The sequence below is a fragment of the Stappia sp. genome (assembly GCF_040110915.1).
GTDB lineage: Bacteria > Pseudomonadota > Alphaproteobacteria > Rhizobiales > Stappiaceae > Stappia.
In genome coordinates, this window is the sequence record NZ_CP157793.1 from 2,361,867 (window position 1) to 2,383,342 (window position 21,476).

The 21,476-nt window shown below is 67.9% G+C and carries 26 protein-coding genes; 7 read left to right on the forward strand and 19 right to left on the reverse strand.

Annotated elements, in window-relative coordinates; all coding sequences use genetic code 11:
• Positions 1-21: 21 nt before the first annotated feature.
• The 3 genes from ABL312_RS10450 to ABL312_RS10460 form a co-directional block, all read right to left on the reverse strand.
• Positions 22-729 (reverse strand): DnaJ domain-containing protein, encoded by a 708-nt coding sequence (locus ABL312_RS10450; RefSeq protein ID WP_349357313.1) that lies wholly within the window; start codon positions 727-729, stop codon positions 22-24.
• A 199-nt stretch (positions 730-928) separates the two neighbouring features.
• Positions 929-1,429, reverse strand: a complete 501-nt coding sequence (locus ABL312_RS10455; RefSeq protein ID WP_349357314.1) for a DNA starvation/stationary phase protection protein — start codon at positions 1,427-1,429, stop codon at positions 929-931.
• Between the two features lie 182 nt (positions 1,430-1,611).
• Positions 1,612-1,962, reverse strand: a complete 351-nt coding sequence (locus ABL312_RS10460) for a hypothetical protein (RefSeq protein WP_349357315.1) — start codon at positions 1,960-1,962, stop codon at positions 1,612-1,614.
• A 275-nt stretch (positions 1,963-2,237) separates the two neighbouring features.
• Here ABL312_RS10460 and ABL312_RS10465 point away from each other — a divergent pair, with 275 nt between their 5' ends.
• Positions 2,238-2,462 (forward strand): hypothetical protein, encoded by a 225-nt coding sequence (locus ABL312_RS10465; protein WP_349357316.1) that lies wholly within the window; start codon positions 2,238-2,240, stop codon positions 2,460-2,462.
• Positions 2,463-2,474: 12 nt separating this feature from the next.
• Here ABL312_RS10465 and ABL312_RS10470 read toward each other — a convergent pair whose 3' ends face one another.
• Positions 2,475-3,182 (reverse strand): VWA domain-containing protein, encoded by a 708-nt coding sequence (locus ABL312_RS10470; protein ID WP_349361388.1) that lies wholly within the window; start codon positions 3,180-3,182, stop codon positions 2,475-2,477.
• Between the two features lie 110 nt (positions 3,183-3,292).
• Between ABL312_RS10470 and ABL312_RS10475 the strand changes: the two genes are divergently transcribed.
• Together ABL312_RS10475 and panC are read left to right on the forward strand one after the other, a co-directional pair.
• Entirely contained in the window at positions 3,293-3,499 is a 207-nt protein-coding gene (locus ABL312_RS10475; protein ID WP_349357317.1) for a hypothetical protein, read from the forward strand.
• On the forward strand, positions 3,465-4,343 hold the full coding sequence (gene panC / locus ABL312_RS10480) for a pantoate--beta-alanine ligase (RefSeq protein WP_349357318.1): 879 nt from the start codon (positions 3,465-3,467) through the stop codon (positions 4,341-4,343). The genes ABL312_RS10475 and panC overlap by 35 nt, the downstream gene beginning before the upstream one ends.
• Before the next feature lie 4 nt (positions 4,344-4,347).
• On the opposite strand, the gene ABL312_RS10485 is transcribed toward panC, so the two are convergent.
• Positions 4,348-4,782, reverse strand: coding sequence for a DUF1489 family protein (locus ABL312_RS10485; protein WP_349357319.1), 435 nt, complete (start codon positions 4,780-4,782; stop codon positions 4,348-4,350).
• 136 nt (positions 4,783-4,918) lie between these two features.
• On the opposite strand from ABL312_RS10485, the gene ABL312_RS10490 reads away from it, so the two are divergent.
• The gene (locus ABL312_RS10490; protein WP_349357320.1) at positions 4,919-5,806 is read left to right on the forward strand and encodes an NAD-dependent epimerase/dehydratase family protein; all 888 of its coding nucleotides are present in this window, start codon (positions 4,919-4,921) and stop codon (positions 5,804-5,806) included.
• A gap of 162 nt (positions 5,807-5,968) precedes the next feature.
• On the opposite strand, the gene ABL312_RS10495 is transcribed toward ABL312_RS10490, so the two are convergent.
• The 3 genes from ABL312_RS10495 to ABL312_RS10505 form a co-directional block, all read right to left on the reverse strand.
• Positions 5,969-7,909: an acetyl/propionyl/methylcrotonyl-CoA carboxylase subunit alpha gene (locus ABL312_RS10495; RefSeq protein WP_349357321.1), complete on the reverse strand. Its 1,941-nt coding sequence runs from the start codon at positions 7,907-7,909 to the stop codon at positions 5,969-5,971.
• Between the two features lie 83 nt (positions 7,910-7,992).
• Complete coding sequence (locus tag ABL312_RS10500; RefSeq protein ID WP_349357322.1) at positions 7,993-9,600, reverse strand: carboxyl transferase domain-containing protein; 1,608 nt, start codon at positions 9,598-9,600, stop codon at positions 7,993-7,995.
• 165 nt (positions 9,601-9,765) lie between these two features.
• The gene (locus tag ABL312_RS10505; protein WP_349357323.1) at positions 9,766-10,431 is read right to left on the reverse strand and encodes a glutathione S-transferase; all 666 of its coding nucleotides are present in this window, start codon (positions 10,429-10,431) and stop codon (positions 9,766-9,768) included.
• A 93-nt stretch (positions 10,432-10,524) separates the two neighbouring features.
• Here ABL312_RS10505 and ABL312_RS10510 point away from each other — a divergent pair, with 93 nt between their 5' ends.
• Positions 10,525-11,181, forward strand: coding sequence for a hypothetical protein (locus ABL312_RS10510; protein ID WP_349357324.1), 657 nt, complete (start codon positions 10,525-10,527; stop codon positions 11,179-11,181).
• A 31-nt stretch (positions 11,182-11,212) separates the two neighbouring features.
• On the opposite strand, the gene ABL312_RS10515 is transcribed toward ABL312_RS10510, so the two are convergent.
• Together ABL312_RS10515 and ABL312_RS10520 are read right to left on the reverse strand one after the other, a co-directional pair.
• Positions 11,213-11,671 (reverse strand): rhodanese-like domain-containing protein, encoded by a 459-nt coding sequence (locus ABL312_RS10515; protein WP_349357325.1) that lies wholly within the window; start codon positions 11,669-11,671, stop codon positions 11,213-11,215.
• Positions 11,672-11,996: 325 nt separating this feature from the next.
• Positions 11,997-12,131 carry a hypothetical protein gene (locus ABL312_RS10520; RefSeq protein WP_349357327.1) on the reverse strand — a complete coding sequence of 45 codons (135 nt, stop codon included), beginning with the start codon at positions 12,129-12,131 and terminating at the stop codon, positions 11,997-11,999.
• Positions 12,132-12,404: 273 nt separating this feature from the next.
• On the opposite strand from ABL312_RS10520, the gene ABL312_RS10525 reads away from it, so the two are divergent.
• Positions 12,405-13,160: a DUF599 family protein gene (locus ABL312_RS10525; RefSeq protein ID WP_349357328.1), complete on the forward strand. Its 756-nt coding sequence runs from the start codon at positions 12,405-12,407 to the stop codon at positions 13,158-13,160.
• On the opposite strand, the gene ABL312_RS10530 is transcribed toward ABL312_RS10525, so the two are convergent.
• The 9 genes from ABL312_RS10530 to ABL312_RS10570 form a co-directional block, all read right to left on the reverse strand.
• On the reverse strand, positions 13,043-14,287 hold the full coding sequence (locus ABL312_RS10530; protein WP_349357329.1) for an adenylate/guanylate cyclase domain-containing protein: 1,245 nt from the start codon (positions 14,285-14,287) through the stop codon (positions 13,043-13,045). The genes ABL312_RS10525 and ABL312_RS10530 overlap by 118 nt on opposite strands.
• Before the next feature lie 243 nt (positions 14,288-14,530).
• On the reverse strand, positions 14,531-15,358 hold the full coding sequence (locus ABL312_RS10535; protein WP_349357330.1) for an aldo/keto reductase: 828 nt from the start codon (positions 15,356-15,358) through the stop codon (positions 14,531-14,533).
• A 90-nt stretch (positions 15,359-15,448) separates the two neighbouring features.
• The gene (locus ABL312_RS10540) at positions 15,449-16,063 is read right to left on the reverse strand and encodes an ATP-dependent Clp protease proteolytic subunit (protein ID WP_349357331.1); all 615 of its coding nucleotides are present in this window, start codon (positions 16,061-16,063) and stop codon (positions 15,449-15,451) included.
• Positions 16,064-16,236: 173 nt separating this feature from the next.
• Positions 16,237-17,073: an adenylate/guanylate cyclase domain-containing protein gene (locus tag ABL312_RS10545; protein ID WP_349357332.1), complete on the reverse strand. Its 837-nt coding sequence runs from the start codon at positions 17,071-17,073 to the stop codon at positions 16,237-16,239.
• A gap of 111 nt (positions 17,074-17,184) precedes the next feature.
• Positions 17,185-18,054 (reverse strand): hypothetical protein, encoded by an 870-nt coding sequence (locus ABL312_RS10550; protein WP_349357333.1) that lies wholly within the window; start codon positions 18,052-18,054, stop codon positions 17,185-17,187.
• 136 nt (positions 18,055-18,190) lie between these two features.
• Complete coding sequence (locus ABL312_RS10555; protein WP_349357334.1) at positions 18,191-19,366, reverse strand: isovaleryl-CoA dehydrogenase; 1,176 nt, start codon at positions 19,364-19,366, stop codon at positions 18,191-18,193.
• Positions 19,367-19,396: 30 nt separating this feature from the next.
• Positions 19,397-19,843, reverse strand: coding sequence for a GNAT family N-acetyltransferase (locus tag ABL312_RS10560; RefSeq protein ID WP_349357335.1), 447 nt, complete (start codon positions 19,841-19,843; stop codon positions 19,397-19,399).
• A gap of 1 nt (position 19,844) precedes the next feature.
• Positions 19,845-20,291: a PaaI family thioesterase gene (locus ABL312_RS10565; protein ID WP_349357336.1), complete on the reverse strand. Its 447-nt coding sequence runs from the start codon at positions 20,289-20,291 to the stop codon at positions 19,845-19,847.
• Positions 20,288-20,734 (reverse strand): MerR family DNA-binding transcriptional regulator, encoded by a 447-nt coding sequence (locus ABL312_RS10570; RefSeq protein WP_349357337.1) that lies wholly within the window; start codon positions 20,732-20,734, stop codon positions 20,288-20,290. The genes ABL312_RS10565 and ABL312_RS10570 overlap by 4 nt, the downstream gene beginning before the upstream one ends.
• 377 nt (positions 20,735-21,111) lie before the next feature.
• Between ABL312_RS10570 and ABL312_RS10575 the strand changes: the two genes are divergently transcribed.
• A complete protein-coding gene (locus tag ABL312_RS10575) occupies positions 21,112-21,444 on the forward strand; it encodes a hypothetical protein (RefSeq protein ID WP_349357338.1) in 333 nt (110 codons plus the stop codon).
• The last annotated feature ends 32 nt before the right edge of the window (positions 21,445-21,476 follow it).

The window sequence follows — 21,476 nt, forward strand, 5'->3', positions numbered from 1 at the left end:
AAGTCACGCGTATTGGTGAGTTCAATGACGATCGAGAAGCAGGTCCTTAGCCTCGTTGAGTTTCGCGGCGAGAAAGCCGCTTCCGCCCTGGTCGGGGTGGACACGTTTCATCAGCCGGCGATGCGCCGCCCGGATTTCCGCCTCGCCGGCGCCGGGCGCAAGCCCAAGAATCTCGTAGGCCTCCTCCTCGGTCATGGCGCCCGCGCTCGGCGAGGGTCCATGCCCCGCTGCGGCATCCGCCTCGAAGTCTACGCGCCATCCGGGCTCCCGGCGGTCGAGATAAGCCTCAAGTAGGGCGCGGCTGTCGGGGTCCGACGCCGCCTCCCGGTAGAGCGCCCTGAGTTCGGAGGGCGCGAGGTCGTCGAGTCCGCGCCCCTCGAAGCTGCCCGCCAGCACGTCGCCGCTCATGTCGCCGGTCTCATGGTCGAGGCGCATTTCGAAGAAGGCCGAGCGCACCACCGACACCTGCCCCGGCGCCGTGCCGCCCGTCCCCGTCTGCCGGAAGCCGGGCGCGCGGCGCAGGCCCAGCAACGTCAGCCCCGCCATGCCGGCGAGAAAGGCGAGATCGATCCGCCGGGCGACCAGCATGCCGGCCGCGACCAGCAGAAGCACGATCCCGCCGGCGGTCTTGAGCTGGCGCGCAAGCCGCGCCGGATCGGCCTTCGACGCCGAATTGGCAAACACCACAAGCAGTGCCAGCGCCGCGACGCCGAGCAGCAGAAATCCCATGTCGTCTCCTCATCGCGCGTCATGCAAGGCCGACACGGCTCGTGCGAGTCGGCCCGTTCGCGCGCCCTCCCCCATATAAGGAAAGCGGGACGCGCGGGCGAGACCCCGCGGTGAGACGAAAAACCCCGCGCCGATGCCGGCGCGGGGTCTGGTCCGGGACCCGGGGAACAGGCCGTCCGCCGTCTCATCGGATGATGCCTTATCCGTTGGCCATCGCCTTGAGCATCCACACGGTCTTTTCATGCGTGGTGATGCGTGCGGTGAGCAGATCCGCCGTGGCGATGTCGCGGGCGGCCTCGGCGTTCTCGGCCACCTCCCGGAATCGCCGGGCGATCCGCTCGTGATCGGCGATCAGCCGCTCCAGCATGCGCTCGGCGGTCGGCACCTCGGTTTCGTCGTCGACCGCGCTGAGGCGCTGAAGCTCGCCGACGCCCGTCGGCGCGGGATGGCCGAGGGCCCGCACCCGTTCCGCCAGATCGTCGGCAGCCGTGAACAGGTCCCGATACTGCTCCTCCGTCATCTTGTGAAGGGCATGGAACATCGGACCGACCACGTTCCAGTGGTACCCTTGCGTCTTGATCATCAGCATCATCGTGTCGGCCAGACAGTCCGCCAGCTGGCCGGCGAGTTCGCTCCGCCCGTCGATCCCCGTGTCGAGCGCTTCGACGTCGGCTTTCATGTCGAGAACGGTGTTGGTCATGATATCTCCTTGAAAAACAGGCAGTGGCCGACACGGCGACGGCACACGGGCAAAATCCAGGGGCGCGGATACGATCCGCGCGCCCGACTGCCCGGCAGGCCGGTCATCCGCGTCGCAGTGAAGTCAGGTGAGACGAAGAGGCTTCGCCGGCCAAACCGGAGGAGGCCGGGGGCCGGGACGGATCAGCCCATAAGGCCGGAGGCCATGGTGCCGAGCGTCTCGGCGCCGATGAAGAAGCCGACCAGCAACAGAACGGCGATGATCGCAAGCGAGGCGAAGAGAATCCACCGCACGCCATCCCGCGTGGCCTGACGTGCTTCCGTCGGCGTTTTCTCGATAGGCATGGGATCTCCTTTCCCGGTTGACGGTCGGTCGCGAGAGGGATCGCGGTCACGACCGCTTGCATGCGCCTCGAAGAGCGCACGCGCGGCATCGTCCTCGGCGATCAAGGACCGGACCGCGTCCTGCTCCTGCCGGTCTGCGTCGCCCGTCGCGGCGCGGCGCACGTCGTCTTCGGTCAGGATCTGAAGCAAGGCAGTCATTTCACCCTCCGCGCACATGAGAGGATGTAGTTTCCAATTCGGATTTTTCAAATTCTTTCGTATACGCACAAAATATATTCGAAGCATATCAAGTATTATGAGAATGAATTACATGATGTGGATTATGCATCAGGCATACCGCTGGCGCAGGCGGCGCTTGCCATGCATGATCCATCAGGGCTGGAACATACGTATGTTATGGCGTGATCCTCGCGGCGACGCGAAGGCAACGTGACATCGTGAAGGCGACGCGCAAAGGAGAGCCCGTGACGGACGAGCCATCGAAACGCACCGAGAAGCTTCAGCTTCTGTTGTCCGACGAGGAACTGGCGGCCATTGACGACTGGCGCTTCGAGCATCGCATGCCCTCGCGCGCGGCGGCGATCCGAGAACTGATCAGCCGCGGCCTGCATACCGGAGAGTTCAAGGATCCCGCGACGGGCAAGAGCACCCGCGACTATGCGGTCGTCACCCCGCCGGACGAGCGGTAGCGCTTCCGGGATTCAGCGCAAATGCGCCAGCAGGCGGGTGGCGCCGGCGTCGCCGCGCTTGGTCAGGCGTTCCAGTTCCGGCCGGCCGCCGGCGGCGAAGACCGCCGTTGCCTTGAGCAGGTCGGCAAGCTCGCGCGCGGCGGACGAATCGAGCCGGAAATGGGCGCCGCCGGTGAGCCGGGCGATCTCGCGAAACGCCGTTTCGGCATGCGCGTCGCGCCCCTCCTGAAAGACGAAGGCCGGAACGCCGAGCAGGCCCAGTTCGCCGGCGCGGGCGCACAGGGCGTCGACATCCTCCTCCACGCAGTCGCCGATGTAGACGAGCGCCTGCACCTTCTTGCGCCGGGTCTCCTCGATGGTGTGCTTGAGCACCTTGCGGATCTGGGTCTGCCCGCCGCGGCAGTCGATGCGCGTCATCAGCCGGGCGAGCCCTTCCGCGTTCTGCACCCATTTCGAGGCCGCGCATTCGCCGAAGCCGCGAAAATACACGAGCTGCATGGCCAGGTGCCCGACCGCGCCGGCGGCGGTGAACATCTCCGCCTGGATCGCGCAGGCCCGGTCCCACGTCGGCTGCCGGCTCATGGTGGCGTCGAGCGCGATCACCAGCCGCCCGGCCTGCGCCACATCGCGCGTCGCCTTCGCCTCGTTGAGAAAAGCCGCGATTTCCGAGCCCGAGGACGGGCGTGTCGCCGGGGTCGTGCCCCCATCCTGCCGCCGCAGCGCATCCCCGCTCTTGCGTTGCGTGTCGATCTCGCGCTTATTCGTCACGCGCGCCTCCCCTCCTGGAGCGCCGTGCGTCCGTGCGGACGCACAAGAGCCGATCCGATTTCATGATGGAGCATCGCACCAACGGCCGAGGCGACATTCCCCTCTCGGTCCGACACTCCAGGGCAGCACCGCCTGTGCTGCGCCCGATGCCGTTCGATATGGCGTCGATCGTCCCGATTGCCAATGCCGGCGCGCGGATTGCCGCGCCGGCGCCCCGACCGGAGCCGAAAATCCATGCCGCCAGTGACCTCCTCGCCGATGGTGCATGAAACCGTCGCCGCCCTGCGGGCCGATATCGCCGCCGCCCGCGCGAAGGGCGCGCGCATCGCCCTCGTGCCGACCATGGGTGCGCTGCACGAGGGGCACCTGTCGCTGGTGCGCGCCGCCCAGGCCGAGGCTGAACATGTCGTCGTGTCGATCTTCGTCAATCCGACCCAGTTCGCGCCGAACGAGGATTTCGACGCCTATCCGCGCGATACCGAGGCCGATCTGCGTCAGCTCGCCGAGCTGGGCGTGAATGCCGTCTTCCTGCCGCGCATCGAGGAGGTCTATCCGGCCGGCTTCGCCACCTCGGTGTCGGTGGGCGGCCCCTCGGCCGGGCTGGAGAGCGAAACGCGCCCGCATTTCTTCAACGGCGTGGCGCTGGTCGTCACCAAGCTGCTGCTCGCCGCCCTCCCCGACATCGCGATCTTCGGCGAGAAGGACTACCAGCAGCTCTGCGTGATCCGGCAATTCGTGCGCGACCTCGACATTCCCGTCGAGATTCGCGGCGGGGCGACCGTGCGCGAGGCGGACGGTCTCGCCATGTCCTCGCGCAACCGCTACCTGACACAGAACGACCGCGCCCGCGCCGCCGCCCTGCCCGCCGCCCTGCGCGCGGCGGTCGCAGCACTCGAGGCCGGACGCGACCCGCAGGCAGTGCGGGCCGAGGCAACCGAAACGCTCATCGCCGCCGGCTTCGTGGTGGATTATCTGGAATTGCGCGACGCGAACACGCTGGCGCCGGTGGGCACCGGGACGACGGCGGCGCGGCTGCTCGTCGCCGCGAAGCTCGGCACGACGCGCCTCATCGACAACATGGCCGTCGCCTGGCCGCCGGCGACCGGCGGATAAGACATCAGATCAGGCAAAGCTCGGCGAGTTCCCGCCGCATGGCCTCGGGAATATCCGCCGCGCCCGCGTCGCGGCGGATGTCGGCCGGCGCGTCGTCGGCCTTCAGGTAACGCCAGCCCTGGAACGGACGGCGCGGCTGCGGACGCGTCGGTTGCAGCGTCGGATCGAGCACCAGATGACAGCGCTTGATGCCGCCGGCATCGGTGAAGGGGCGAATGTCGATCAGCCGCTGGCGGGCCACGATCGCGCCCTTGATCACCCAATAGAGCGATCCGCCGTCGAGGATCTCGTCGCGGCGCGTGGGCACCATGCGGGTGGTGTGCACCTGCTCCGCCGGCTCGCCCCGCTCGCGGCGCTCCGCCTGGCGGAAGTCGATCCACGCCTGCAGATCCTCGACCGAATCCACGCCGACACACAATTTGACCAGATGGAGCGCCATGCTCGCGTTATAGGGCGTTTCGGCCCGCATCGGAATGGCGCGAACGCGCGCGGACCCCGCTATGCACAGCCGCCATGCGCGCCACGCGGAGCAAGCGCGCTTGCGCGAATCGAGCGCGGCGCGCTTAGGTAGAGCCATGCAGATCTTCCTCACAGGCGCGACGGGAACCGTGGGTCGCGCGGTCCTCGCCCGGCTTCTCGAACGCGGCCACGGCGTCACGGCCCTGGTGCGCTCGCCCGAGAGCGGCGCCCGCGTGCGCGCGGCCGGCGCCCGGGCCGTCTCCGGCGACATCCGCGAGCCCCGCGCGTGGATCGAGGAGGCCCGGGCCGCCGGCACGCTGGTGCATATGGCGGCAAGCTTCGATGCCGATGCTGTGCAGGCCGAACGCCGGCTCGTCGCCGCGCTGAAGGACCTGCCCGCCGATACGGCCCGCCCCTTTCATCTCGTTTACACCGGCGGCGTCTGGCTCTATCCGGCCGGGCGGCCGGCCCCCTTGCGCGAGAGCGTTCCCTTCGCCCCGCTGCCCGCCTTCGCCCATGTGGCGAACGCGATCCACTCGCTCCTGTCGCTGCGCCACATCGCCCTGTCGGTGATCCATCCGACACTGGTCTGCGCCGCCGACGGCGGGCCGATCGCCGACATGCGGGAAGCGGCGGAAACGGGCACGCCCTTCGTCACGCGCGCCGGCCTCGACACGCTGTGGCCGCTGGTCGACGCGGACGATCTCGCCGATCTCTACGTGCGCGCGGTGGAAGCCCGGCGCTTCCGGCTGAGCGCCTTCGGTTGCGGGATCGAGGCCGTTCCGGTGTCGACGCTGCTGCGGCTGGTGTCGGATCACCTGGGCCTGCGTCTCGATCTCGCCCACGCGATGCCGGATGCCGCCGCGGCGGATATGGACGCGGAGGCCGGCTACGCGCTGTCGCAGCGCGTGTCCTCCGCACAGGCCGAGAAACTGCTGGGCTGGCGCCCGCGCCTGCGCAGCCCCGAAGCCCTCGTCGAGGCGCTGCTGCCAGTCACAGGGTAAAGTCACGGGGCAAAGTCACGGGGCAAAGTCACGGGGCGATGCCGCGTGTGACCTCCCGAGGGTAACGGCTGTCAGCTTCTGTCAGTTGCAAGCGCGAGGGCCCGCCGGCGCGGCAGACGCCCGCGACGGCAACACGCCGCGTCGTCGGCGTGCGCGCGGGCCTTAGTCCGGATCGTCGGCCAGCGCGACGATGGGCGCCCCCTGATCGACCTGATCGCCCTGTGCCACGAAGACGGTCCCCACGACGCCGTCGCGCGGGGCGGTGATGGCGTGCTCCATCTTCATCGCCTCGACGACGGCCAGCCGGTCGCCCTTTTCCACCGCGTCGCCGGCGGCGACATCGACGGCGATCACCTTGCCGTGCATCGGCGCCTTGATCGCGCCCGCGCCCTCCGCGTCCTCCGCGACGCGGGCGAGATGGTCGACCAGCGCGACCTTGACCGCGCGCCCGCCCTCCAGCGCATAGACGACATCGCCCGCCCAGCTCACCACGCCGGCCGGCTCGGCGGCATCCGCGCCTTGCGCGACGGCCCGGCCGTCCCGCCAGTCGATGGCGACATCGCGGATCTCGCCGTCGACCTCGACCTTCACCGAAAGCGACCGCGTGCCGGAGAGCTGGAAGGCATCGCGCACCGCGAAGGGATCGACCCACGCGCCAGGTTCCCCCGCGCCCGGCTCCTGCGCCCCGATGAGCGCGGCCACGGCGGCCGAAATCGTCGCCTCGCCGACCGCGCCCGCGGTCAGCGCGGCCAGATCCCGGTCGATCAACCCGGTGTCGAAGCCGCCGGCGCGCACGTCCGGATGCGCGACCAGCGCCGACAGGAAGGCGAGATTGCTCTTCGGCCCCGCGATCCAGCTGACGCCGAGCTGATGCGCCAGCCGGTCGAGCGCGTCCTCGCGGGTGGCGCCATGGGCGATGATCTTGGCGATCATCGGATCGTAGAAGGCCGAGATCTCCGCCCCCGCCTCCACGCCGGTGTCGATGCGGATGCCCTCGCCCTCGGGCAACATCAGCAGATCGAGGCGGCCGGTGGAGGGCAGGAAGCCCTGATCCGGATCCTCGGCATAAAGCCGCACCTCGACGGCATGGCCGCAAAGCGCGATCTCGTCCTGCCGCTTCGGCAGCCCCTCGCCGGAGGCCACACGGAACTGCCACTCGACCAGATCCTCGCCGGTCACCAGTTCCGTCACCGGGTGCTCGACCTGCAAACGGGTGTTCATCTCCATGAACCAGAAGCCGTCCGGACGCAGCGTGCCGCCGGACCCGTCGGCGATGAACTCCACCGTGCCGGCGCCCGCGTAATTCACCGCCCGCGCCGCCGCGACGGCGGCCGCGCCCATGGCGGCGCGCGTTTCCTCGCTCATGCCGGGCGCCGGCGCTTCCTCGAGCACCTTCTGGTGGCGGCGCTGCGCCGAGCAGTCGCGCTCGAACAGATGAACCGCATTCCCCTTGCCGTCGCCGAAGACCTGGATCTCGACATGGCGGGGGTTGAGAATGAATTTCTCGATCAGCACCCGGTCGTCGCCGAAGGCGGAGCGCGCCTCGCGTTTCGCCGACTCCAGCGCCGCCTCGAAGTCGATGGCCTTGTCGACGCGGCGCATGCCCTTGCCGCCGCCGCCGGCCACCGCCTTGATCAGCACCGGGTAGCCGATCTCATAGGCCTTGCGCTTGAGGAACTCCGGATCCTGCTTGTCGCCATGGTAGCCGGGCACGACCGGCACGCCGGCCTTTTCCATCAGCGCCTTGGCGCCGTCCTTCAGCCCCATGGCGCGGATCGCATCGGCCGAGGGACCGATGAATACGATGCCCGCCGCGCCGCACTTCTGCGCGAAATCGGCGTTTTCCGACAGGAACCCGTAGCCCGGATGGATCGCCGCCGCGCCGGTCTGTCGGGCGGCCTCCAGAATTCGGTCGGCGACCAGATAGCTCTCCGCGCTCGGCGCGGGACCGATGGCCACCGCCTCGTCGGCGAGACGCACATGCAGCGCGTCGCGATCGGCGTCGGAATGGACCGCGATGGTGCGCAGGCCGAGACGGCGCGCGGTCTTGATGACGCGGCAGGCGATTTCCCCGCGATTGGCGATCAGCACAGACTCCAGCATGGGATGTCCTCGTCGTCGGTCGGCCGCGAGGCGGCCGGGAGGTCGTCGGTCGGCCGCGCGGCGGCCCGAAGGATGAAAGCGGATTACATGCGGAAGACGCCGAAGCGGGTCTCCGGCACCGGGGCGTTGAGCGTCGCGGAAAAGGCGAGCCCCAGCACGCGGCGGGTTTCCTCGGGCAGGATGATGCCGTCGTCCCACAGCCGCGCGGTGGCATAATAGGGATGCCCCTCCGCCTCGTATTTCTCGCGGATCGGCGTCTTGAAGGCGGTTTCCTCCTCCGCGCTCCAGCTGCCGCCGTCGGCCTCGATGTTGTCGCGCTTGACGGTGGCGAGCACGCTCGCCGCCTGTTCCCCGCCCATGACGGAAATGCGCGCGTTCGGCCACATGAACAGGAAGCGCGGCTGGTAGGCGCGCCCGCACATGCCGTAGTTGCCGGCCCCGTAGGAGCCACCGACGATCACCGTGATCTTCGGCACCCTGGCGCAGGCAACCGCCGTGACGAGCTTCGCCCCGTCCTTGGCGATGCCGCCGGCCTCATACTCGCGCCCGACCATGAAGCCGGTGATGTTCTGCAGGAAGAGCAGCGGAATGCGCCGCTGGCAGCACAGTTCCACGAAATGCGCGCCCTTGAGCGCGGATTCGGAGAACAGGATGCCGTTGTTGGCGACGATGCCCACGGGAATGCCCATGATGCGGGCGAAGCCGGTGACCAGGGTCGTCCCGTAAGTCGCCTTGAATTCGTCGAACTCCGAGCCGTCGACGATCCGGGCGATGACCTCGCGGATGTCGTACTGCTTCTTCAGGTCGACCGGCACGACCGAGGAAAGCTCCGCCGGATCGAGCAGCGGATCGCGCGCGGGCACGAGCGGAATGTCGGGCGTCTTGGCCTTGTTGAGATTGGCGACGATCCGACGGGCCTGGGCGAGCGCCTGATCGTCGTCGACCGCATAATGGTCGGCGACGCCGGAGACCTTGGCGTGCACGTCGGCACCGCCGAGATCCTCCGCCGAGACCTCCTCGCCGGTCGCCGCCTTCACCAGCGGCGGGCCGGCCAGAAAGATCGTGCCCTGCCGGCGCACGATGATCGTCTCGTCGGACATGGCCGGCACATAGGCGCCGCCGGCCGTGCAGGACCCCATGACGACGGCGATCTGCGGAATGCCCATGGAGGACATGGTCGCCTGATTGTAGAAGATGCGGCCGAAATGCTCGCGGTCGGGAAAGACCTCGGTCTGATTCGGCAGATTGGCGCCGCCGGAATCGACCAGATAGATGCAGGGAAGCCGGTTCTCCATCGCGATTTCCTGCGCGCGGAGGTGCTTCTTCACGGTCATCGGATAATAGGTGCCGCCCTTGATGGTGGCGTCGTTGCACACGATCATGCACTCGCGCCCCGACACGCGGCCGATCCCCGTGATCACACCGGCGCCGTGGATCGCATCGTCATAGAGGCCGAGGGCCGCGAGCCCGCCGACTTCGAGGAACGGCGTGCCCGGATCGAGCAGCCGCGTGACGCGCTCGCGCGGCAGAAGCTTGCCGCGGCCGAGGTGACGCTGGCGCGCGCGCTCGTTGCCCCCGCGTGCGGCCGTGGCGCGCTTGTCCGTCAGATCGGCGGCCAGATCGGCCCAGGCGGCCCGGTTGGCCTCGACCTCGGCCCCATGGGTCGTGGAATTGCTGCGCAGGATTGCCAAGGGCTGCTCCCTCTTCGTTTCGCGACACGCGGCCGACGCTTTCCGGCGACACAAGGCCGCAACTGCCCGGCGACACAGGCCGCCGCCTCCCAGGTCAGGCACAGTGAATGACGTTTACGTTCCAGTCAATATAGTGTTTTTATCCCTTTATTTTCTGATGTTTAATCAATCAACTTCCTCAGCGTTGATGATCCAGGGCTCGTCGGCCGCCGCCGCCCGCCAGCGCTGCATCGCCGGATGCGCCATGATCGCATCGGCATAGGCCCGTTCCACCTCCCCCATCGGCAGCAGATAGGTGAGAAACCGCGTGACCACCGGCGCGAAGAAAGCGTCCGCAGCGCCGAAGCCGCCGAACAGGAACGGCCCGCCCTGACCGAAGCTCGCGCGGCAGGTTCGCCAGATCTCGCACACCCGGGCGATATCGTCCGAGCCCGCACGCAAGACCTCCTCCGCCCGGGGATGCGGCGACGGCGTGCGGCGCAGGTTCATCGGGAAGTGGCTCCGAAGGTTTGCAAAGCCCGAATGGAACTCCGCGCAGATCGCCCGCGCCTGCGCCCGGGCCCGGCGGTCCCGCGGCCAGAGACCGGCGTCGGGAAAGCGTTCGGCGAGATATTCGACGATCGCCAGCGAATCCCACACCGTGATCTCGCCGTCGATCAGCACAGGCACCCGGGCGGCCGGGGTGATCGCGCGGATGTCCTGCGCGAACTCCGGCGTGTCGAGCGGCACGAGCCGCTCGTCATAGGCCGCGCCGGCCGCCTCCATCGCCAGCCAGGCGCGCAACGACCAGCTCGAATAGGTCTTGTTGCCGATTACCAAGGTCATCGTCATGCTGTATCAACGCTCCCGGTCGTAAGATTGGATTGGCACACGCGACCTCGGTGGACTTCAGTGTGCCGGAACTCTGAAGAGTGCGACACTGTCATGCATCGCGTTTCAAGCAGGCCGACCCAGCGCTCTCCGCGCCCGCACCAGTCCTCGCCGAAGGTCCTCCACGACCGCTTCCTGCGGCACGCCTTGCGCAGCCTCGCGCTGGCGGTCGTGGCGGTGTTGATCGGGGTGATCGGGATGACCGGTCATCCGGTGCAGGCCGGCGAGGTGCCGATGCGGGCCTACCATCTGGCCAACACCGCGACACTGCAGCGCGACGGCGCCGCCATCGCCGTGGTGCCGGGCGGCTTCGAGCAGCGGCTCGCGCATATCGGCGTGACGGCGGACGGACGCGAACTCATTCTCGATGTCGGAACGACCCTTCGGCTGTGGCGGATCGACAGCGGCCTTGCCCGCATCGAGTGGCCGGCCGGCGACGGCGTGTCGCTGACGCGCGCCGATGTGGTCGCGCTGGCCGAGGTCGACGACCCGGGCGAGGTCATGACCTGGGGCGCGGAAGTGGACTGGCCGGATCTCGGACCGGTCACGCTGATTCTGTTCCGGATGGGCCCGAGCCGCTACGGCGGTCTGCTCTCGAGCAAGCCGTCGGGCGTCAAGACACTGCGGCAGATGATGTTCCAGAGCGCCTCGATCCGCCCCCGTCCGCGCACGGGACGGCCGTCCCCGGTGCCGCTCTGTCCCGAATGCTGATCGGGGCACGGAGCGAACCTGCCTGCCGGACCTAGCGACCGTCTTGCGCGGTCTTTGGCGACGCGTCTGCCGAGGCCCCGGCTGACGCCTCCGGCGCGTCCACGGGGCCGCCGGCCGTCTTCCAGGCGCCGAAGCCGCCCTCGACATGGGCGACCGGCGTGAGCCCCATGTCCTGAACCGCCTTGGTGGCGAGCGCCGAGCGCCAGCCGGCGGCGCAGAAGAAGACGAAGCGCTTCGCCTCGCCAAACACCGGCTTGAAATACGGGCTCTCGGGATCGACCCAGAATTCCAGCATGCCACGCGGCGCATGGACGGCGCCGGGAATGCGCCCCTCGCGCTTCAATTCGCGAATGTCGCGGATGTCGACGAACACCGTGTCGGCATCGCCCTTCGCATGCAGGGCGATCGCCTGCTCCACGCCCAGCGTCTCGATCTCGGCATTGGCCTCGTCAAGCAGCGCCTTGTAGCCTCTGGTCAGTTTCGCCGTCACGTGTCTCTCCCTCTGGCTTGCCTGCGCCGGGGCCGCCCGCGCCCGGATCTCCGTGCCGCGCCGCCTTGCGTTCCGGCGGGCGCGTGATTGCGCGGAGTGTTCCCGTCGGGACGCCGGAGTGCAACCCCTCGCGCGCCGGCCAGGGCGTCCGCGATGACCTCGACCCGAAGACCCCGCCAAAAAGAGCACATGAAAGAGCGCATGAAAAAAGGCGCGGGCCCCCCGCGCCTTTTGTGCCAAATCCGGAAACCGTGCCCTGCGTGCCGGTCCGGATGGATCTGTCGGCCGCCCCGGTTTCGGGGCCGGCCGGATATCCGGTCAGATCTTACTGAGCCGCGACGATGGTCGCGGGCCCGACGTCGGCGCCGCCGAAAACATACATCAGGGCGAGCACGCCGCCTGCCAGAACGATCGCCCATGCGGTGACGCCCCAGCAGCTTTTCTGAACCTGATCTTCCATGAATGCCCCTTGTTCGACCGGTGGGACCGGCCGTTTCGCCGTGTGATCCCGGTGCCCGCATTTTTATGCGTGGCACCGCACCTGGACGGCCGCGGGTTTAACGATTTGGAAAGACCTTCGCAAGCGCAAAAAACAGGCGCTCCGTATTGCGCGCGACGCATGGCTTGCAAGACCTGAAAACCCGCCCTTGATCGCGGCGCCAAGGGGCGGCACCCTGCGCGGCGATTTGCACCCGCGCGCCCCCGCGTTTCGTGCCATCAGCCAGGAAAACCGATGACGCTTCCGCCCCTGCCGGATCTCGCCAGTCTCGCCCTTTTTCTCGGGGCCTGGCTCACCTTCAACGTGGTGGTCGAGATCACGCCCCTGCGCCGGCGCACGCTGTCGCATCTCATGGACCAGCAGCGGCGCAACTGGATGCTGACGATGAGCCGGCGGCCGGTGAAGATCATGGACGTGGGCATCGCCGGCGGCCTGCAGCAGGGCACGGCGTTTTTCGCCTCCACCTCGCTGCTGGCCATCGGCGGCTGCTTCGCGCTGCTCACCTCGACCGAATCCATTCTCCAGATCCTCGCCGACATCGGCCTCGACGAGGCCACCAACCGGGCGCTGTGGGAAATGAAGATCATCGGGCTGGCGATGATCTACGCCTATGCCTTCTTCAAGTTCGGCTGGGCCTACCGCCTGTTCAACTACGCCACCATCCTGATGGGAGCGATGCCCGACGGCGATCCCCCGCCGCCGCAGGCGCGCTACGTGGCCGAACGCGCCGGCGGCGTAATGGTGCTCGCCGGCAAGCATTTCAACCGCGGCCAGCGGGCGTTCTTCTTCTCCATCGGATATCTCGGCTGGTTCGCGGGCGCGCAGGTCTTCGCCGCGACGACGCTCTTCGTGCTGATCGTGCTGATCCGCCGTCAGTTCGCGTCCAGGGCGCGCGCGCTCGCCGCCTCGCTGCACCAGTTGCCGTCCGAGCCGATGGCCGACAAGGGCGGCATGAACACCGACACCGGCTCCTCGAAGCCCTTGACCTGAAACGCGCCCATCAGCCCGGCGCGACAGCCCATGATGTCGGCGATCGCCTCGGAGACGAGAACGTCCTGCTGCAGGTCGCGCGTCAGCCCGGCGATGCGCGACGCGAGATTGACCACCGGTCCGACCACGGTGAAATCGAGCCTCGTTTCCGCCCCCACATTGCCGAAGAACACGTTGCCGGCATGCAGCGCGATGCCGACCTTGAGTTCCGCGTTCTTCTCGCAGCAGGTCCGGTTGATCTCGGCGATGGTTTCCACCGCGTCGCGCGCGGCGAGCAGCGCCTGCCGCGCGGCCTGCTGCGCCGACACCTCGCAGGAGAAGGGAAAGACGGCCATCACCTCGTCGCCGATGAACTTCAGCACCTCGCCGCCATGCGCCTCGACGGCCCTGGTCACCGCATCGAAATAGCTGTTGAGAAGCGCGATCAGCTTGTCGCCGGGCAATTCGTTGGACAATTCGGTGAAGCCGCGCAGATCGAAGAACCCCACGACCGCCGAAATCGTCTCGCCGTCGCCGCGATGCACGGTGCCGTCGAGCACCTGGGCGCCGGCGCGCTGCCCCACGTAGGTCTCGAGCAGCGTATGCGCCGTGCGCTTCAGCGTCTGCATCTCGCAGATCAGCGCCAGCGGCCGGATGATGGTCTCGAACAGCGATACTTCAGCGCCGGAAAACCCGCTCGGCGCCTTGGTCGCGAAGGTCAGTCCCTTGATGGAGCCGTCCGAGAAGGGCATCGGCAGCGCGATGTAATCGGTGTAGCCGCCCGCGACCAGATCCTCCACGATGCCGAAGTCCGGCACCTTCGCCCCGCCGATCAGCCGGATGCGCACGCTGCGGTTTTCCGTGTAGACGACCTTGAGGGGGCTGTTTTCATAGGCACGGTCGGTCTCGGCGGTCTGGATGTAGCGGCGGATCTCGCGATCCCCGTCGCTCGTCCACAGGGCGCTTTCCGCGCGCACATTGGGGTGCAGGATGGCGATGCCGGTGGTGATCCGGTCGACGCGCACGCCGCGCGCATTGAGCCGCTCCGCCAGCGCGGCGATCAGCTCCAGGCTGTCGCCGATCCGCACGGCCTCGCCGTAAAGCCACTCCATGACGTCGGCGGCCAGCACGGATGCGTTGATGGTCATGATACGTCCTTGCAAGGCGGCACGCGCCGGCGAAACCGCACCGCTCGCCGTCCCGCCACAAATCGTCACGGCCGGCCGTCGGGTCCGACCGGTCGGGGGTGACCGATTGGGGTGGTCGGTACGCCACGCCCGTTTCCACGGCCGGCGCTTCTGTTGTCCATTTAGGGAGAAAGCTTAGCCGAAAAAAGAGCCGGTCGCGATGTCGTGAGCGTCACGGCGCACGATTGCCGCGGCGTCTTGCTCTCAGTCCGCGTCCCAATCGGGGGCCCAGGACGGATCGACGGACCGCCCTTCCCCCGATCCCAGGCCCGAGATCTCGGCCATTTCGGCCTCGCTCAGCTCGAAATCGAAGATGTCGGCGTTTTCCGCGAGCCGCGCCGGATTTCCGGTCTTCGGGATTGCGGCGACATTGTCCTGCTGCATGTGCCAGCGCAGGGTGACCTGCACCTCGCTCTTGCCATGCCGCTTGGCGATGTCTCGGATCGCCTGCTGCCCGGCGACCGCGCCCTTGCGGATCGGCGCATAGGCGGTGAGCGCCATGCCGGCCGCGTCGAGCGCGGACTTGAGCGTGCGCTGGCTCAGGAACGGGTGATACTCCACCTGATTGGCGATCAGCTGCCCGCCGGCGAGATCCTGCGCCTCGCGCACCAGCGCGGCGGTGAAATTCGACACGCCGATGGCGCGTGTCCAGCCGCGCGCCCGCGCTTCCAGCAGCCCCTCGATCTGTTCCTTGAGCGGCACATGGCCGTTCGGCCAGTGGATCAGGAAGAGATCGACCTGCTCCAGCCCCAACCGGTCAAGGCTTTCCTCGCAGGAGCGCAGCATGTCTTCCGGGTCGAGCCGGTCGTGCCAGACCTTGGTGGTGACGAAGACCGCGTCGCGCGACACGCTGGCGGCGCGAATCCCCGCGCCCACGTCGCGCTCGTTGTCGTAGATCGTCGCCGTGTCCACATGCCGCCAGCCGCTTTCCAGCGCCGCGCGCACGATGTCGCGGCAGGGCTGGCCGGCGAGCTGCCAGGTCCCGAGGCCCAGCGCCGGCATCTCGATCCCGTTGAGCGACAGGGTCTTCATCGCCGTCTCCCGCGAAAACGATCTGCATGTTCGGGCGGCCGGACGCCGTGCCCGGCCGCCGATGTCAGGATGTCTGCCGCCTTGCGCGGATCAGTCGAGATCGGAGACCGAGGCGGCCACCTTGCCGACCAGGCCGTACTCCATGGCCTCGTCCGGACCCATCCAGTAGTCGCGGTCGGTGTCCTTCTCGATCCGCTCCATCGGCTGGCCGGTCGCCTCGGCGAAGATCTTGTTGAGGCGGTCGCGCATCTTGATGATCTCGCGCGCCTGGATCTCGATGTCGGAGGCCTGGCCGCCGGCGCCACCGGACGGCTGGTGCAGCAGGAAGCGGGTGTTGGGCGTGCAGTAGCGCCGTTCCTTGGGCACCGACACGTAGATCAGCGCGCCGGCGCTCGCGACCCAGCCCATGCCGAGAATGCGCACTTCCGGGGCGATGAACTTGATCGTGTCGTGGATCATGTCGCCCGATTCCACGTGGCCGCCCGGCGAGGACACGATCACGGTCACCGGATCGTTCGACACCTGCGCCAGCGCCATCAGCCGCGCGCAGACGTCGCGGGCCAGCTCCTGGGTGATCGGCCCGGTGATCAGAACCGTGCGCGCGTCGAACAGGTGCTTGTCGACCTGGATCGAGCTCGGCGTCTTGGTCTTCTCGTCCTCCTCGTCGTCGAGGCGGCTCGGCACATCGGTCGTCTTGTTGGTCATGCGCAAGATCTGCTCCTTGATGAAGACGGATTCGCCCGCAAGGGCGCGCTGTCTCGCCCCATACTTAGGCGATGCGCGCCCGTGCGGCAAAGGGGTTCTCGCAAGAAGGTTTCCATCCCGCCCGTCCCGTCCACACTCGCCGCCCCGGACCTTCGCGCGCCTCAACGCGAACCTCAGTGCCTGCGGCGGTCGCGACCGGGGGAGAGAAGCATCAGAAAGAAGGGGATCGACGGCCAGTAAAACCACAGGCTGTCGAGCCCGGTGAACAGATTCAGCATGAAAAAGAAGCCAATGCCCGCAACCGCGGTCCGGATACGGGCGGACTGGCGCCCATACCAGGACCAGAGCGCGCGCACGCCCCGACCGGCGGGACGCATGGCGGCATCGTCGGCCATTTCCTCCGCCGACACATGACGCTCGTCGCGCGCGCGCCGCGGGCGGTTCTCGCGCGAGCGCCGCCCGTGCGATACGCCGGCCGGCGCATTGGCGCCCCCCACCCGCACCCGATAGGTCTCGACCGGTTCGGACAGGTTCTTGACGGCTTTCACGCCGAGCGGGTCGAAGCCCATGGCGAGCTTGGCATGCACCTGGTCATAGACCGGCCCGGAAATCACGATCCCGCCGGGTTCGGCGGCCTGCTGCAGGCGCGCGGCGATGTTCACCCCGTCGCCGTAGATGTCGTCGCCCTCGACCATCACGTCGCCGAGATTGATACCGATGCGAAAGGCCATGCGCGCGTCCGCCGGCAGCCCGGCATTGCGGGCGGCGAGATCCGTCTGGATGTCGACCGCGCAACGCACCGCCTCGACGACGGACGCGAACTCCACGATCACAGCATCGCCCCACGTGTTGACAATGCGCCCGTCGCGCGCGGCCACGAGATCCCCGATGGCCCCGCGACAGGCGCGCAGCCGGTCGAGCGTTCCGTCCTCGTCCTCCTCCATCAGCCGGGAGTACCCGACCGCATCGGCGCACAAAATGGCGGCAAGTCGGCGTTTCGCGTGGCTCATCGACACATCCTCATGCGTTCGCCACCCTGAATGACCGAGGCGACGCAGGAGATCAAGGCGGACGACCCTCCCGTCGACGCCGAGCGACGCAAGGCCCGGCGCGATCAGCGCTCAGCCCCCCGCGCCGCGCCGCCCGAAGCCGCCACGGCGCACCAGCGCAGGAGACGGACTGGCGGCGACTTGCCGGCCCGTGTCAGGAGCGGACGGCCCGCGCGCCGGCCAGTTGCGCCGGATGCCCCGAATGCCGACGAAGATGAAGACCGCACGCCAGACGAAGGGCCAAAGCAGGGCGAGCGGGCTCGCCAGCGTCTCCGCAAGGCGCACGTCCTGCGCGTCATGGATCGGATACACCAGCGCGACCTCGGTGCCGGGCCCGGGATCGCCGGCCGCGCCCGGCGCCAGCTTGAGGGTCTTCTTCCACAAGCGACGCTGCGACGGCGAGAAGGAGACCTCGAGAAGCGCGTAGCGGACATCGCCCGTCCGCGGATCGACGATCTCGCGTCGGGCCTCGACGGTTCCCTCGACGCGAAGCCCGGCAAACACATGCGCCCCCGACCCCGCCAGATCCGCCAGATATCGGGGTACCCCGTAAAGGGCGACCCCGATGCCGAAGGCAAAGACGCAGATCGCCGCCCCACGCCGCAGCGGCGAGGTCGCAGGCGCCTGCTCGCGGCCCGCCACCCCCCGGCGCAAGCGCGCCACCAGTCCGAAAAGACCGACCAGAAACACCGCCAGCCCGACGAGCAGCTTGATCGATCCGGCCCGCAGGAGAAGCGCCTCCACTTGCGCGTCCGGCATTCTCGGCGCGCCGGGGAGTGCGGACAGATCCACACCCCGCTGCGCCAGGTCCGATGTATCGAAGGGAGACGCCGGTCGAACGAGCGGCAGGAAATCGGCGGCTGCAAAACCGATGATCAGGAGGCCCGCGAACAGGATCGCGATCCAGACGGACAGCCCCACGACGGAAGCGAGAAAACGCATGATAAAATCGCCTCTAGGTAGCAATTCCCTACCCAGAGGCGATTTTCGTTAAGTTTGCACTACCGCGCGCGGCTTTCCCCACATCTGTCGAGTGTGCGGGTCTCGGTTTTTAGGTCTTTCATTTCGCCCGCGCCCCTCACGCGGTCTTGTTGAAGATCTCGCGGCCGATCAGCATGCGGCGGATCTCCGAGGTGCCCGCGCCGATCTCGTAGAGCTTGGCGTCGCGCAAGAGCCGCCCGGTCGGGTACTCGTTGATGTAGCCGTTGCCGCCAAGAAGCTGGATTGCGTCGAGCGCGATTTTCGTTGCGTTCTCGGCGGCATAGAGGATCGCGCCGGCGGCGTCCTCGCGGGTCGTCTCGCCCCGGTCGCAGGCCTGCGCGACGGCGTAGACATAGGCCTTGGTGGCGTTCATCGTCACATACATGTCCGCGACCTTGCCCTGCACGAGCTGGAAGGTGCCGATCGGCTGGCCGAACTGCTCACGCTCGTGGACATAGGGAAGAACCACGTCCATCGCCGCCTGCATGATGCCGACCGCGCCGGCGGCTAGCACCGCGCGCTCGTAGTCGAGCCCCGACATCAGCACGTTCACGCCCTTGCCGACGGTGCCGAGCACGTTTTCCTCCGGCACCTCGCAATCCTGGAAGACCAGTTCACCGGTTTCCGAGCCGCGCATGCCGAGCTTGTCGAGCTTCTGGGCGACGGAAAAGCCCTTGAACCCCTTCTCGATCAGGAAGGCCGTGATGCCCTTCGGCCCGGCTTGCGGGTCGGTCTTGGCGTAGACGATGAGCGTATCCGCGTCGGGACCGTTGGTGATCCACATCTTCGAGCCGTTGAGGATGTAGCGGTCGCCTTTCTTCTCGGCCCTGAGCTTCATCGACACCACGTCGGATCCGGCGCCGGGCTCCGACATGGCCAGCGCGCCCAGATGCTCGCCGGTGATCAGCTTGCCGAGATAGCGCTCCTTCTGCGCGTCGTTTCCCCAGCGGCGCAGCTGGTTGACGCAGAGGTTGGAGTGGGCGCCATAGGACAGGCCGATCGAGGCGGAGGCACGGGAGACCTCCTCCATGGCGATGCAGTGTTCCAGATAGCCGAGGCCCGTGCCGCCCCAGTCTTCCTCCACGGTGATGCCGTGCAAGCCGAGGTCGCCCATGGCCGGCCAGAGCTCGGCGCGCGGGAACCAGTCCTCGCGGTCGATGCGATCGGCCAGCGGCGCGATCTTGTCCTGCGAGAAGGAGCGCACGCTGTCGCGCAGCATGTCGGCCGTTTCGCCGAGGTTGAAGTTGAAGGACGGAAAGTCGTTGGCGATCATGGAGTTCTTCCTCCCGGACGGATCCCGCGATCAGCGGGTGTACTTGATGAAAGGGGTCAGTGTTCCGATGCGGTCGTAGAGCGTGCGCGCGGTCGTGTTGAAATGCTGGGTCATCCAGTAGACCCCGGCCGCGTCGGCCTCATCGGCAGCGCGATAGACCGCTTCGATCAGCTTGCGGCCCACGCCCCGGCCGCGCACCTGCGGGGCCGCATAGAGGTCCTGCAGGTAGCAGACCGGAGCGATGGTCCAGCAGGATCTGTGAAAGATGTAATGCACCAGACCGACCGGCCGCCCCGTCTCGTCCACGGTGCAAAAGCCATGGGGATCCTCGCCCGGGGTCATCAGCCGCGACCAGGTGCTGTCATAGACCTCCTGCGGTCGCTCGGTCTCGTGGAAGGCCAGATAGGCCCGCCAGAGCTCCGCCCAGGCGTCCCGGTCGGCGGCCTCAAGGGCACGAACGGCAATCTCGTTCATCATGTCAGTCCTTCATTCCGGGCAGGCAGATCAGGGTGAAGAGCCCGGTCGCCACATGCACCTCGCCGGTCTCGTCGATGCCATAAACGTCGCTTTGACAGATCGTCAGCGTGCGGCCCGGCTTGATGACCCGGCCGCGCGCGACCAGCGTCGCCTGTCGGGCCGGGTTCAGGAGATTGATCTTGTATTCGCTCGTCAAAACCCCGGTCTCGGCCGGAAAGAGTGTCATGGCCGCATATCCGGCGGCCGAATCCGCGATGGAGGACGTGGCGCCGGCATGGAAGAACCCGTGCTGCTGGGTCAGGTCCGGCGTCATGCGCAGCGTGATGTCCACCGCGCCCGGCGCGACATGGCTCATCTCGGCGCCCAGGTGCCTCATGAAGGCCTGACGGGCGAAACTCGCCTCGACGCGGGCCCGCCACTTGGAATCGCGGGGCGCGGGCGCGGTCATCGCGCGCCCCTTGCGCCGCCGGCACCCGATGCGTCGGCCTCGCCGTCCGAGAACAGGTCCTGCTGGGGCCCGAGTTCGGACAGACGCGCCCGGCACCCGCTTTCCACCTCGTTCAGCTCCGACAGCGTCAGGTCGATGTCCTGGCGCTTGGCGAGCAACTCGTCGCGCCGGCTCTCGATGCGCTGGAGGAGAAGCTGCAACTGTCCCGCCTCCCCCCTGGGCTTGTCGTACATGGTGATGATGTCGCGGATCTCGGCGAGCGAGAAACCGAGCCGCTTGCCGCGCAGGATCAGCTTGAGCCGCGTGCGATCGCCCGGGCGATAGAGGCGCTGACGCCCGCGCCGCTGCGGCTTGAGGAACCCTTCGGCCTCGTAGAAGCGCAGCGTGCGGGTCGTCACGCCGAATTCCTGGGTGAGCTGGGTGATCGTGTAGTAGGGTTGCATGGTGCCTCCACCGCAAAGGCTGCCTTACCCTTACGTTCCAGTCAATCAGTCTGTTATTCAGTCAATTATTCAATAGATTACATACCTTCAAGAATCGAAGGATGGCGCGATCTCGAAGAAACGGCGACGCACGGGGTCCGCAATCGCCCGGCTGGCGCCATCAACCCGCCGCGATATCATGGCAGATGTCAGCCTTCGGCCGCGCCCGCACACCGCCGGAAATTCCTGCCGGAAGCGCCTGCGCCCCCGGCGCCCATCCGGGCCGGCGCGATGAAACGCGGAGGGATGAAACGCCGGGGCTCGGCCCGTTGACTTGGCGCGTCGATCTGGCGCGTTAACCCGGCGCGTTGAAACGTCCGCTGAAAGGGAGAGCCCTCATGTCGTCCGCACATCACCGTCTTTCCCTCCTTCGCGCCACGGCCGCCGGGTGTCTCGCGGGCGCGGTGCTCCTGGCCTCCGCCCCCGCCGACGCCGCCCGGCCGGACCTGCGGCGCATGAGCTGCGCGCAGGCGCAGGCGCTGGTGCTGCAACGCGGCGCGGTGGTGATGACCACCGGGCAATACACCTATCAGCGCTTTGTCGCCGGCCCGCGCTGGTGCGACCGCTGGGAAGTCGTGCGCCCGGAGGTGGCGCGCACCCGCGACACGGACCGCTGCGTGGTCGGCTACATCTGCGAGGTGCCGCTGTTTCGCCCCTTCGAACGGGATTGAGACGCGGGGTCCGAAAGCCCCCGGCGGCGCGA